The following is a 13,094-nucleotide window of genomic DNA, read 5'->3' as shown; positions in this document are numbered from 1 at the left end:
TGAGGCGGAGAGGGCTCGGCACCTCCGGCCGATCCCCGGACGGGCGGCGCGCTCATAGCGTTGAGCCATGACCACGCCTGGGACTTCCGCCGGCAACTCCGCACCCGTCGCGGCGCCTGGCGGCGCCACCGTGACGCGGCTGGTGCCGCGTCGTCCGCTGCCCACCTCGTCCGCCGCCCCGGCAGGCCGCGCCCCGGGCGCCGCGCCGTCCGCGTCGCCGTCGGTCCCGTCGTTCACGTCCTACGTGCGGCAGCGCGGCCCGGTCCTGCTGCGCACCGCTCGTTCCCTCACCTCGGACCCGTGTGACGCCGAGGACCTCCTGCAGACCGCGCTCACCAAGACGTACCTGGCGTGGGAGCGCATCGAGGACCACCGCGCGCTGGACGGCTACGTGCGCCGGGCGCTGATCAACACGCGCACCTCGCAGTGGCGCAAGCGCCGGGTGGACGAGTTCGCCTGTGAGGAGCTGCCCGAGCCGGAGCCGGTGCCCGGCCCCGACCCGGCCGAGCACCAGGCCATGCGCGACGCGATGTGGCGCGCGGTGCTGAAGCTTCCGCCCCGGCAGCGTGCGATGGTCGTGCTGCGGTACTACGAGGACCTCAGCGAGGCGCAGACGGCGGCGGTCATGGGCGTCTCGGTGGGGACGGTGAAGAGCGCCGTCTCCCGGGCGCTGGCGAAGCTGCGGGAGGACCCGCAGCTGACGGCCGACGCGCTCGACGCCGCGGCCTGACGCGTCTCGGCCCGTCTCGGCCTGACACGGCCCGTCTCGGCACCCGGCTCGGTCGGCGCCGTCGCACGTCGGAGCGGTGCGGTGAGGGGGAGGCGTTTCCGCCGGCGTGCCCCGGCGGTGACGGTCACGACACAGGCCCCAGGTAGTGACATTCGGTCTCGTACGACCCGAGAATCAGCCTGTTACCCGCACGTAGCTGGTTCTTCGGGAGGCTGGCCCATGCTGAGCACGATGCAAGACGTACCCCTGCAGGTCGCGCGGATTCTTGAGCACGGTCGCACCGTTCACGGCAGGTCCGAGGTCATCACCTGGACGGGGGAGGGCGAGCCGCAGCGCCGGTCGTTCGCGGAGGTCGGCGCCCGGGCCGCGCAGCTCGCCCACGGTCTGCGCGACGAGCTCGGCGTCCGGGGGGACGAGCGCGTCGCCACCCTGTGCTGGAACAACGCGGAGCACCTGGAGGCCTACCTGGCGGTTCCCGCCATGGGCGCCGTCCTCCACACCCTGAACCTGCGGCTGCCGCCGACGCAGCTCGCCTGGGTCGTCAACCACGCGGCCGACCGCGTCGTCCTCGTCAACGGCACGCTGCTCCCGCTGCTCGTCCCGCTGCTGCCGCAGCTGAGGACGGTGGAGCACGTCGTGGTCACCGGGGTGGGGGACCGGGCCGCGCTGACCGAGGCGGCGCAGACGGCGGGCGTCCGCGTGCACGACTACGAGGAGCTGATCGGCGGCCGTCCGACGACCTACGCGTGGCCGGACGTCGACGAGCGGCAGGCCGCGTCCCTCTGCTACACCTCCGGCACGACGGGTGACCCCAAGGGCGTGCTGTTCAGCCACCGCTCGACGTACCTGCACGCGCTCCAGGTCAACTCGGCCGAGGCGTTCGCGCTGTCGCAGGCGGACATCACGATGCCGGTCGTCCCCATGTTCCACGTCAACGCCTGGGGGCTGCCGCACGCCGCCTACATGGCGGGCGCCTCGCTCCTCATGACCGACCGGTTCCTCCAGCCCGCACCGATCGCGGAGATGATCGAGGCCGTGCGCCCGACGGTGGGTGCCGCCGTTCCGACGATCTGGCAGGGCCTGCTGGCCGAGCTGGAGACGAACCCGCGCGACATCTCCTCCTTCGGCAGGGTCGTCATCGGGGGGTCGGCCTGTCCGCCGAGCCTCATGCGGGCCTTCCAGGAGCGGCACGGCGTGACGCTCGTCCACGCCTGGGGCATGACGGAGACCTCGCCGCTGGGCACCGTGGCCCGCCCGCCGGCCGGGGTGTCGGAGGACGAGAGCTGGGCGTACCGGCTCACCCAGGGCCGCCTGCCCGCCTCCGTCGAGGCACGGCTGGCCGCGCCGGACGGGACGTTCGCCCCGTGGGACGGCGAGAGCACCGGCGAGCTGGAGGTGCGCGGCCCGTGGATCGCCGCCGCCTACTACGGCGGGGCGGGCGCGGAGGAGCCGCTGCGCCCGGAGGACAAGTTCAGCCCCGACGGCTGGCTGCGCACCGGCGACGTCGGCACGATCTCGCCGGACGGCTTCCTCACGCTGACGGACCGGGCGAAGGACGTCATCAAGTCCGGCGGCGAGTGGATCTCGTCGGTGGAGCTGGAGGGCCACCTCATGGCGCACCCGGACGTCCTGGAGGCGTGCGTCGTCGCCGTGCCGGACGAGAAGTGGGGCGAACGTCCGCTGGCCACCGTCGTGCTGCGGCAGGGGTCGGACGCGGACTTCGCGGTGCTGCGCGAGTTCCTCGGCCGGCACGTGGCGAGCTGGCAGCTCCCGGAGCGCTGGTCGGTGATCCAGGAGGTGCCGAAGACGTCGGTGGGGAAGTTCGACAAGAAGGTGCTGCGCAAGCGGCACGCGGACGGCGAGCTGGAGATCACGACGCTCGGATAGGGGTCTCCCGCCTCGCCCCCGGATCGGCCGCGGCCGGCCCGGGGGCGGGCGTCAGTTCGCGCCGATCTTGGCCAGCAGGTCCACGATGCGGCTCTGCACGTCGGGGCTGGTCGAGCGCTCGGCGAGGAACAGCACGGTCTCGCCCGAGGCGAGCAGGCCCAGCTCGGCCGGGTCCATCGCGGCGGACGTGTAGACCACGAACGGCGTGCGGTTCAGCAGCCCGTTGACGCGCAGCCAGTCGATGATCCCGGCCCGACGGCGGCGGATCTGGCGCAGGTCCATGACGACGAGGTTCGGCCGGACCCGCGCCGCGATCGCCGCCGCCTCGCTGTCGGTGGGCGCGTGCGTGACCTGCATCCCGCGCCGCTCCAGGGTCGCGCCGAACGCCTGCGCGATCACCTCCTGCTCCTCCACGAGCAGGACGCGCGGCGGATGCTGGTCGCTGTCACGGGGGGCGAGCGCCTTCAGCAGGACGGCCGGGTCGGCCCCGTACGCCGCCTCCCGGCTCGCCTGCCCCAGCCCGGCCGTGACGAGCACGGGCACCTCGGCGGCCACGGCGGCCTGGCGCAGGGACTGCAGGGCGGTGCGCGTGATGGGCCCCGTCAGCGGGTCGACGAACAGGGCCGCCGGGTAGGCCGCCATCTGCGCGTCCACCTCCTCACGCGAGTGGACGATCACCGGACGGTAGCCGCGGTCGGTGAGGGCCTGCTGCGTCGAGACGTCCGGTTCGGGCCAGACGAGGAGTCGGCGCGGGTTGTCCAGCGGCTCGGGCGGCAGCTCGTCGTCGACGTCGATGGGGTGCGGCGGCGTGTGCGCGCCGCTCTCGCGGACCTCCACCGCGCCGTTCGGCCCGTCCAGCGGTTCCGGGCCCTCGTCGGCACCGGCCTCCGGAGCGCTGATGGCGAACTGGCGCGCCGGGGCGGGCGGGTGCGCGGGCGGCGGCGTGCCGGGGTGGGGGCGCCCCGGGACCTGGCTCGCGGGGGCGTCCGGCGCGCCGGGGGCGGGTGCGGCGGTACCGGGGGTTCCCGGTGGGGAGGCGCCCGGCCGACGTTCCCCCTCGGCTGGCGGCGCCGCGAGCTTGCGACGGCGGCCGGTCCCGGCGGCCGGGGTCGACGAACCGGTCGGAGCGGCCGGTCCCGTGGCGGGCGCCTCCGGAGCGGCCGGATGCGGCGGGACGGACTGCGGGGTGGTGGGCACCGCGTGCTCGCCGGAGTCGGCGGCGCGGCGGGCGAAGGGCACGCCCTGGCCGAGCGTCCGCACGCTCACCCCCGCGCCCGGAGCGCTCTGCGCGTGCGGGTCCCCGCCGGGCGCGGGCTGGGTGGGGGACGACGACGGTTCGGGGTGGCTCGGCGGGCCGCCGCCCAGTATCGGGCTGCGCGCCACGACCGGATGACCGGCGCCGGGATCCTTCCGGGCCGGCTCCAACGCCCCGTGCCCGCCCGCCGCGGGCCCAGCGTGACCCGACTCGGCGCCGTGGTGGCCCGGCCCGTGCCCGTAGTCGTCCGGCCCGCGGCTGTGCTGGTCCGGCCCGCGGCCTTCGGGTGACCCCGCGGCTCCGCCGTCCGGCACCGGCGCCCGGCCGGGAGCCGTCGGGTCCGTGGGCTCGCCGGGCGGCGCGGGTTTGCGACGCCGCCCCGTCGGGCGGTCCCCGACCGGCGGCGCGCCGGGGTGGCCCTCGCCCCCCGGACGGTCCACGGGCGCGCCCTCCGCCGGACGGTCCGGGGCGGCCGGGGCGCGGTCCGCAGCCGCCGGGGGCAGCGCGAAGGGGGCGCGCCGTTGCGGCTCCGCGCCCTGCGCCGGGCGGGCCGGAACCCCGCCGGGGGGCACGACGTCGGGACGCTGCGGCGCGTCCGTCGGCCCGGGCCGGGCGCGCCGGGCCCGCCGTCCGGTCCCGGGCGGTACGTCGACGGGATTCCCCTGCTCCGGAATCAGGCCCGCCACGCCCTGGCCGGCCGTCTCGCCCCCGGTCTCGGACCCGCCGTCCGTCCCGGTGCCGACGCCGTCGGACGGCTCGTCGACGCGCCGCAGAGCGCGCCGGGCCCGTCGCCCCGTCGGCGTCGCGGGGACGGCCTCCGCCGATCCCGTGTCCGGCCCACTCGCCGCGTCCGCCGCGTCCGGGGCGGGCTGCTCGGCGTCCGGCTCGGGCTCCGGCGCGGGCGGCACCAGGCTCTCGTCCACGTCGCCGACCGGCACCTCCAGCACGAAGGCGCTCCCGTTCGCGCCACCGCCCGGCAGCTCGTGCGTCTGGAGCACACCGCCGTGCCGCGTCACGACGCCGCGCACCACGGGCTGGTGCACCGGGCTGCCGCCGGGATGCGGGCCCCGCACCTCGATGCGGACGACGGCGTCGGCGCCCTTGCCGCGCTTGGCGGCGGCCACCACGACCGTCGACCCGCCCCCGCCGCCCCGGATGGCGTTGCCCGTGGCGTCCACCCCGGCGACGTCCGCGACCAGGTGCGCGATCGCCAGGCTCAGCAACCGGGCATCGACCACGGCCTGGATCGGCGGCGCGTGCACCGCGAACTGGACGCGTCCCGGCCCCACCAGCTCCACCGCGCCCTCCACACCGGCGGAGATCACCGCGTCCAGCGCGACCTGCTCTTTGGCCAGGCTCTCCCGGCCCGTCTCCAGCGCGTGGAAGCTGAGGACGTTGTCCATGAGCGTCGTCATGCGCGCGTACCCGGCCGACAGGTAGTGCAGCACCTGGTTCGCCTCGGGCCACAACTGCCCCGCCGGGTCCGCCGCCAGGCCGCCCAGCTCCCGGCGCAGCTCGTCCAGCGGGCCGCGCAGCGCGGTGTCGACGACGGCGAGCAGCTGCTCGTGCCGGGCCTCCAGGGCGTCGAACGACGAGCGGTCGGTGAACGTCAGCACCGCGCCGACGAGCTGCTCACCGTCGCGCACCGGCGCCGTCGTCATGTCCACCGGCACCGGACGACCGTCCTTCGCCCACAGCACCTGCCCGCGCACCCGGTGCTTGCGGCCGGACCTCAGGGTGTCCGCGAGCGGCGTCTCCTCGTACGGCAGCGGCGTACCGTCCGCCCGCGAGTGGTGCACCAGCGGATGCAGCGGCTGCCCGCCCAGGTCGCTCGCCCGGTGGCCGAGGATCGACGCCGCGGCCGGGTTGACCAGCACGACCCGCCCGTCGACGTCCGTCCCGACGACGCCCTCGGCCGCCGCCCGCAGGATCATCTCCGTCTGCCGCTGCTGCCGGGCCAGCTCCGCCTCGGTGTCCAGCGTCCCGGTGAGGTCCCGCACGACGAGCATCAGCAGCTCGTTGCCCGTGTAGCTGTTCCCGTGGTCCGCGTAGGCGGCCTCGAACGACGACTCGTACGGCGTCCGGCCGTCCTCCAGGTTCGCACTCGTGACCTCGACGGGGAACTCCTCACCGTCGGTCCGGCGCGCGATCATGCGCGTCGGCGGCTGCCGCCCCTCCACCTCTTCATCGGGCCGGCGCATCGACCCGGGGATGCGCTTGGAGTCGAACGCGGGCAGCAGGTCGAGCAGCCCGCGCCCGATCAGCGCGGTCCCCGGAGTCTCGAAGAACTCCAGGGCGATGCTGTTGGCGTTCACGACGGTGCCGTTGGCGTTGACGAGCAACAACGCGTCGGGCAGGGCGTCGAGGATGGCGGCGAGGCGAGCAGCGCCTCGGGACGGCCTGCTGCTCACGTCGGCGTTCCTCCCGGTCAGTCTGGGCGTGTCACCCCAGGGAGTCTACGGGCACCTGTTGCACACGCCACGGTCGCCGCAGACGCTGTGTGATCCCACAAACGCCAACACCCCAACTCCGCCCGAACCGGCGCAGAACCGCTACTCCACCTCGGGCAGCGCGGGCGTCAGCCGGTCCCAGCGCGCGATCTCGCAGCCGTTGGTGCGCTCGAAGGAGGCGTCGATCGTCCGCCCCTGCCACGTCCCCGTGACCCGCGCCGTCTGCGGGCCACCGTAGATGTACGTGCACATCGCGTCCTGCTCCACCGGCGCGAACGGGCTCGCCGCCCGGTTCCGCGTCTCGCGGTCCACTGCCGCGCACGCCTCCTCCGCCTTCGGGTGGTCACCACCGGCCGGGTGGCACTCCAGGACGAAGCGCTGGACGTCCGCCGTCCGCCCCTCCTGGTAGGTGATCGTCAGCCGGTCCCCCTCCCCCGGCGACGGGCAGGCCACAGCCGTCCCACCCATCCCGGCCAGCGCAGCGACACATCCGACGACAACAGCAGCAGTACGGCGCACCATCACAACTCCCTGAGGATGAGGAACCACAACCCGGCCCCACCCTCCTAACGCTCCACCCCGTCCCGCGTTGCGCAACTCGGCCGGACACCCACCCGAACGAAGCACCTCACACCCCGCCGTCCCAGCGCTTTGCCCAGGGCGCCACCGGCCGGGTACTCTGACGGCGATCGGTCGCAGCCGCCCGAGGCTGTACCATCATCTGCGCATACCCGCTGGCCGTGGTGTGCCTGGAGGCTTCGCCTAGTCTGGTCTATGGCGCCGCACTGCTAATGCGGTTTGGGGCTATCACCCCATCGAGGGTTCAAATCCCTCAGCCTCCGCTCGATCCCCAAGATCACGAGAAGCCCCTGCCGCCTGCGGCAGGGGCTTTCGCGTACCTTCCGCAGCCCCTCGCCAGGACCTCACCGGAGAGGCGTTTTCGCAGGTCAGGCCGCCTGTCCGAATCGGATTTCGCCTACCGGCACCGGTCATGTAATGTTGTCCCCGCAAACGCCGAACGGCAGGAAACAGCCGGGAAGCCAAGCGCTCGTAGCTTAACGGATAGAGCATCTGACTACGGATCAGAAGGTTGCAGGTTCGAATCCTGCCGAGCGCGCAGCAGGTCAAAGCCCCCTCGGGATCATCTCGGCGGGGGCTTTTTCGTGCGCGAAGCGGGGAACGTACAGCAACCGCGTCAGCCGCTACCGCCCATGGCATCCTGCGTGGCCGCTGAGGTCGACACGTGCCCTCGCGGCCCTCGCGCCGACGGCACGCGAGGGGCGGAGGCCGTCAGGGCCCGGTGACGAGGCGACTCGTGTATCCGGCGTCGCAGAGCCGCTGGTACGCCGTGCGTACCCGGGCCGGCACCGCCATCTCGATCATGAACCCCCGCTCGGGATAGACGAGCAGCCGCTGCACCGTGCCCACGAGCATGCTGATGACCTTGTGGCTGTCGCCGATGCGCTCCAGGTACTCCTCGAAGCCCACCACCGCCGAGTGGCACGTCACCTCGACTCCGGGCCCAGAGCTTGCGGGCGGTGGCGTAGACGCGCCGTTCCTCGTACGGCTTGCTGACGAACACCACCGACTCCACGGCCACCCCTGCCCCCCTGAGCAACTTCCGAGTGAAGGTGACGTTCTCCACCACCTCGCGCAGGGGTACGCCTACCATCTGACCGCCTGCTACGACGAAGTCCTATACCGCCTCCACGCGGAGCCCACCCGATGACCCACCGGCCCTTTACGACTGTCGGCATCTGGTGCGAACGCCTCACCTACAGCCCCGCCAGCAGTGAACGCCGCACCGTGGCCACCTTCGACACCGCCAGCCCCCGGCCAGGCCCTCCGCTGGATCCGCGTAGCCCTACGCACAGTCATGCCAGCCTTGGACAACTCCGCCCGCCCCCAGGCATGGCACTGGCTCGAAGCCAGACACGCCAACGCCCACCGCGACCTCAACTTCGGCGAGCAGCACACCTTCACGGTCACCCAGGGCGCCACCTGCATCGTGTGGACAGCCCGTCCGGTCACCTTCCTCGTACTCGCCGATCGAGACCCGGGGTCCCACCACCCTGTGCCGGACTCTTCGCCGAGGCCGACAGGCGTCGACGCTGAGTAACAACTTTCTCTGCGTCTTTCAAGGCGGCTCGCTCCGCTCGCCGCGCGCGGCCCGGCTCCCGGGGCCCCCGCTCCTGTCTCCGCCCCGGTCCACCGCCCCGCGCAGACGGCAAGCGAGTACCAGGGCGAAGGTCAAAGAGGGCGCCGTCGTGGCTGGGGGTCGGCTCCGCGACTTTAGGCACCTCCCCGGCTCGGGGCCCTCATCGAGCAAGACCAGGGGGCCACTTGGGCAAAACGCGGGCAGGCCAGAGGCTGCCCAAGTTCGCTGGCGAGCGTATGGCCCCCTAGTCATGCTCGATCCCAAACCGGGCAGGCCACCGCCCAAAGTCGCTCCGCCGACTCGCTCTGCGCCCAGCGAGACGTACGGCGAGCTGTGAAATTTCAGCAGCCCGCCGTACGCTGATGGCACCCTGGTCTTCAGCTACATCACACGAGAGCTGTTACCAGGACCGCAAAACCTGCTGCAACGATGGCAGTCGTCAGCAGCAGGTCCTTCAGGCGGACAGTCCGACACTCATCCTTGATCGCAAAACGGACTGTCCGCCCAACTTCCTTGAATAGTTCATTCACTTTTTCTTCAATCTCTTAGTTTGGGTGATTCGCTTTCACTCCTTAGGTGTTTGAAGCAAAAAAAAGTCCGATCGTATATCCGCATTTGTTGGATACGCGGAAATAGATCGGACTTAGCTTGTCCATGCCTCACCAAAAGAGGCACCGCTACATGGCGCATCATGGACTGATGGCCTGGAACGGGCTTGCCTATTCGATTATCAACTGACTCGCCCTCGCACAGCCCGCCGCATACGGCAGTGCATCGAGGTGAGTTCGATGGTAGGCAGAGACTGACTTGCCGTCAAGTCTGTCCTTGCGGGGCACGGTTGCTTCACTCGAAGAACCGTGTCGCATGCACGGATTCCGTAGTGCCCGAAGCACTAGCAGGGGGCCGAACGACTCCATGCGGCCACTGTAAAGATGCACCAGGCGGTGACGGTCGCTGTCGTTGCGCGGGCACCCATCGTCGAAGGCCTGACGAGGGCAATCAGTGCAGGTTAGCGCTGAAATAGCGCCCAAACAGCCGGTAATTCCCAAGCTGAGGGCTCAGGCACAGTCGTCGTGTGCCGGTCGGGGGCCTCTGCCACGTTGCCAGTGTCGTTGACCAGAGCACGCCACGAACCGCGCAACGAGGGACTACATGCAGCTCGGAGGCTTCCTAGTGATCCAGGTCCACGAGATCGGGGGCTTCAACGTGAGCTAAACCGGCCAGTCAGTCAGTGCCCGAGAAGATAGCCGACACCGGCATGTAGCAGTGGCCGGTCTGGCTGGCGTGCTGGCGTTTGCGAGCGATCAGGTCGTCTAGACGGATGCGCTGCTCTAGGACCGCCATGAAGTCACTTCCGTCCATCGTGATGAAGGGTGTGCTGTAGCTGTAGACGGCCAGGGCATCTGAGGTGAAGCCACTCATGCTGATGTACAGGCCCAGCGTGTTCTTGCCCTTGCGCTCAATGTTGCTTTTGAACACGTCCAGCTCCCGGCGACCAATGGCCTCCTTCCACCACTTGGCCTCAAGGACGTAGTGGTCGGTGGCGTAGGCGAACGCGCCGTCGATCTGCTCATGGTCAAGCCTGTACGACGCCCGGGGCTCGAGGTCGTACAGCCCAAACAGCTTGTTGATGAAGTCCTCGAAGTCAGTGCCGCGCCGGTGCGGGTCACTGGACGTGTGCATCTCAAAAAAGCGTAGCTTCAGGGCCTCATGGTCGGCGTTGAACAGCCGATCCTTCTCCGCTTGCCTGGCGCTGTCGGCAATGGTGGCTGAGTGGTCTTCGTGCTCCTGGATGACGTGCCGCTGGAGCTCGGTCCACTCGCGCAGCTCGGCCACAGCGGCTTCGGCACGGGCCACCATCTCGTCCCGGTCTACTTGCTGCTCCAGGTTCGAAAACCGCTTCATCTCCGCGATGTCGAGCATGAGCTTGATGGTCAGGTCCTGGTACCGGGCTTCATTGGCCCGAAGAAGATCGACTAGGTGGCCAGCGGTCTCGCGCTTGGTGGTGCTGAAGTCGAGCCGCGCCAGAAGCTCGCTGTGGTCTTGCAACATCCCCCGGAGATACCGCGCAAAGGGTGGTTTGTTCCAGAAGATCACCGTGAGTGCGTCGGCCAGAGCGATATTTGCACGCGGGTTGATCTTGTTGCTGCTGGCGCTCTGTGGCATAGCCCCCTCTTCCCCAAGCCCTATTCAGGCGTACCGCCATCTCAACACGGTAGCGCGGCGACGGCCGTTGATGCGCCCTTCACCTCGCCGGATGATGCGTCACGCGGTCTGCTCCTCGGTCGCCTGGAGCAGCGTGGCTGATACCGGTGGGGGTGCAGCGAAGCGCGCGCTTGGTCGGTCGGTGCACCCGCCGTCGTGGCTGACTGTCGTCGGCTGGGGCTCAGGCGGGCCCCAGCGGATGCTAAGCGCCAGTGGAATGGAACCGGCCGGGCGGGCGTGCCCCTTGCGTGCCCGATGGGGCGGGGAGTGGTGGGGAAGTGCGGACGGGTGTGGAGGGCGTGCATCGAGAACGGACCCTGACCGAATGTGCTGGTCAGGGTCCGGTGTCGCTGGTGTCAGGGCGGAGGCGGTGGGACTTGAACGAACGGTGACATCGCTGCCACGACGGTTTTCAAGATGGGCCACTGTGCGTCGAGCGGCGCTCGACGCCAACGATTTCGTACAGCCAACGGTCGAAGTAGTGCCCCTCAGCTTCTCGTTCGCCCTCGATTGTCAGCCATTCACGGGCGGCCGTGACCATATGCTCCTCGGCCTGGTCCGCTTCCGCAGGCCGCAGCTCGACCCAGTCGGTCAGCTCACCCCAGATGAGCACGAGCCAGTTGCTGGCTTCGTCGCCGTCGTCGATCGGGTGCCCACCACTGGCGAGACCCAAGATCTCCAATGCCGGTTCGTACGGAGACGCGTCAGCCTTCGCAATGGTCTCTGCGCACGCTCGCACCGCCACACGGAAGGCCTCCGAGTCATCCATGAGGAAGAGAGTAGGCGACGCGGTTCGCGTAACCCGGGCCACGGCGCGGGTGCTGCCCGTACAAACAGCAGCGAAGTACAGCAACCGCAGCAACGGACGTCGCCCTTCAGTCCCCGTCCGAGGTCGTCTAGCGGCCGGTATGGCCGTCGGCGACCGTTCCCGCTAGAGCTACGGATCAGAAGGTTGCTGGTTCGACCTGCCGAGCGCGCAGCAGGTCAAAGGGCCCACCGGTTCAACCGGTGGGCCCTTTGACATCGGCGTCATCGGCATCGCCGCCCAGGCTGTGGACTCCCCGGTTGAGTCGTCCCCCGCCTCTTGGTCGAGCCCAGGTCGTTGTGCATCTGTGCAACGGATGCTCGCAGCGTCGTCCCATCACTGCGCATAGGCGTCCAGCGTGATCGTGATCGTGCTGTGCCCGAGCGGCCTCATGGTGGAGCGCGCACCGACCGACAGAGCCAGCAGCCGCGACGCGCAGCTATGCCGCAGGTGGTGCACACGTACGCTTGGCACCTTTGCGTCTCGGCACGGATCATCAGCACCCTGTCCAGCCTCCGGGCTGTCTCCCTGACCCGTCGGTGGTGCGCGCACTGTCGCCAAGAGGTGGAATCCGAACCTTCCCACTCCCGGCTGGTGTGGCCCGGTCGGTGAGGGCCTCAGTCGTGTCGTCGTCGAGTCACTGCTTGCGAACGGTGATTGAGGCCTGTCCGGCCGGGATAGTTGCTGTCGGACGCGACGACCAGCCTTCCTTGGTCGAACCCGGGAGGCAGCAAGCTCGGGGGTGGCGCCTCATCGACAGCCTTCCCCCATGTCATGCGGGCCTGTGACTCGGTGCCCAGCGAGAGCGGGACTGTAGTGCCTCGATGAAGCCTTGCAACCGGTCTTCCCAGTTCGGTGACGGCGTCGCAGCCGACCAGACACAAGAACATGGGTTGGGGTGTGGTGGCACCTCGTCTTCCTGGGCGGCCCGGGCGATGGCGGAGCGATGACGGAGACGCGTCGACCACAGTGGGGCGGCTGACTGCCGAGGTGGGCCAATAGTCGATGGTCAGCGTCTGCGCCCTGCGCGTGCTTGACGCTGTGGACACCAGGGGCGTCCTCTTCATCGTCGCCCAGGATGGCATCGCCTGCTTGATTCCGCCTGAGATGCCAACGCCCCCGATCGGGGCGGCAAGCATGGGCGTTCACCTGATCGAGGCACAAGCGCCTGCGACGATGTAAGCATGCTGACGCCTGGAATGCCGCTCCAAGCTGCCCTCATCCCCGACTGCAGTGAACTGGAGGCCCACCGCGCTGCCTACAAGAAGGCCAAGGCCAACGATGCGATCTTTGTGTGCATTGCTCGCCATGGCCAGCGCTGGAAGGTGCAGCTTGACGCCATGGCCAGCCGCAAGCCCCTTATTCCGGACCAGTCGATGACCGTCCTCCGGTCGGCTGCCGAAGCGCTGGTATTGGGCGGCATCGCGGAGCAGATCAATATCGGAGCTGACTACATCTCGATGTGGCCGATCCGGACTGAGGAGGAGGCTCGTGCAATCGCAGCCACGTTTCACGCTGCGATGCACGGTCTCCAACAGCTGCACATCCTCGTGTAGAGGCCGTAGCCTCGGGTGGATCCATCGTCGCCGACGCACGCGGCGGCG

At 70.2% G+C, this 13,094-nt stretch carries 8 protein-coding genes and 2 tRNA genes; 5 read left to right on the top strand and 5 right to left on the bottom strand.

The window, feature by feature from the left end; all coding sequences use genetic code 11:
• The first annotated feature begins 67 nt into the window (after positions 1 to 67).
• Both IF129_RS16325 and IF129_RS16320 read left to right on the top strand, forming a co-directional pair.
• Positions 68 to 730: a SigE family RNA polymerase sigma factor gene (locus IF129_RS16325; RefSeq protein WP_191210406.1), complete on the top strand. Its 663-nt coding sequence runs from the start codon at positions 68 to 70 to the stop codon at positions 728 to 730.
• A gap of 219 nt (positions 731 to 949) precedes the next feature.
• Positions 950 to 2,617 carry a long-chain fatty acid--CoA ligase gene (locus tag IF129_RS16320; protein WP_191210405.1) on the top strand — a complete coding sequence of 556 codons (1,668 nt, stop codon included), beginning with the start codon at positions 950 to 952 and terminating at the stop codon, positions 2,615 to 2,617.
• Between the two features lie 51 nt (positions 2,618 to 2,668).
• On the opposite strand, the gene IF129_RS16315 is transcribed toward IF129_RS16320, so the two are convergent.
• Both IF129_RS16315 and IF129_RS16310 read right to left on the bottom strand, forming a co-directional pair.
• Positions 2,669 to 6,283, bottom strand: a complete 3,615-nt coding sequence (locus IF129_RS16315; protein ID WP_191210404.1) for a response regulator — start codon at positions 6,281 to 6,283, stop codon at positions 2,669 to 2,671.
• A gap of 141 nt (positions 6,284 to 6,424) precedes the next feature.
• On the bottom strand, positions 6,425 to 6,790 hold the full coding sequence (locus IF129_RS16310; RefSeq protein ID WP_224755074.1) for an SSI family serine proteinase inhibitor: 366 nt from the start codon (positions 6,788 to 6,790) through the stop codon (positions 6,425 to 6,427).
• Between the two features lie 283 nt (positions 6,791 to 7,073).
• Here IF129_RS16310 and IF129_RS16305 point away from each other — a divergent pair.
• Both IF129_RS16305 and IF129_RS16300 read left to right on the top strand, forming a co-directional pair.
• Positions 7,074 to 7,164: transfer RNA gene (locus IF129_RS16305), tRNA-Ser, on the top strand.
• Positions 7,165 to 7,366: 202 nt separating this feature from the next.
• Positions 7,367 to 7,439 (top strand) — tRNA-Arg (locus IF129_RS16300).
• A gap of 173 nt (positions 7,440 to 7,612) precedes the next feature.
• On the opposite strand, the gene IF129_RS16295 is transcribed toward IF129_RS16300, so the two are convergent.
• The 3 genes from IF129_RS16295 to IF129_RS16285 form a co-directional block, all read right to left on the bottom strand.
• On the bottom strand, positions 7,613 to 7,831 hold the full coding sequence (locus IF129_RS16295) for a hypothetical protein (RefSeq protein ID WP_191210402.1): 219 nt from the start codon (positions 7,829 to 7,831) through the stop codon (positions 7,613 to 7,615).
• Between the two features lie 1,873 nt (positions 7,832 to 9,704).
• Complete coding sequence (locus tag IF129_RS16290; protein ID WP_191210401.1) at positions 9,705 to 10,646, bottom strand: restriction endonuclease; 942 nt, start codon at positions 10,644 to 10,646, stop codon at positions 9,705 to 9,707.
• Positions 10,647 to 11,097: 451 nt separating this feature from the next.
• Complete coding sequence (locus IF129_RS16285) at positions 11,098 to 11,454, bottom strand: hypothetical protein (protein WP_191210400.1); 357 nt, start codon at positions 11,452 to 11,454, stop codon at positions 11,098 to 11,100.
• A gap of 1,220 nt (positions 11,455 to 12,674) precedes the next feature.
• On the opposite strand from IF129_RS16285, the gene IF129_RS16280 reads away from it, so the two are divergent.
• Positions 12,675 to 13,046: a hypothetical protein gene (locus IF129_RS16280; protein WP_191210399.1), complete on the top strand. Its 372-nt coding sequence runs from the start codon at positions 12,675 to 12,677 to the stop codon at positions 13,044 to 13,046.
• Positions 13,047 to 13,094: the final 48 nt, after the last annotated feature.

Source organism: Streptomyces chumphonensis (assembly GCF_014779715.1).
Taxonomy (GTDB): Bacteria; Actinomycetota; Actinomycetes; order Streptomycetales; family Streptomycetaceae; genus Streptomyces; species Streptomyces chumphonensis.
The sequence above is the reverse complement of the archived record's forward strand: the minus strand, read 5'-3'. Positions and strand labels throughout refer to the sequence as shown.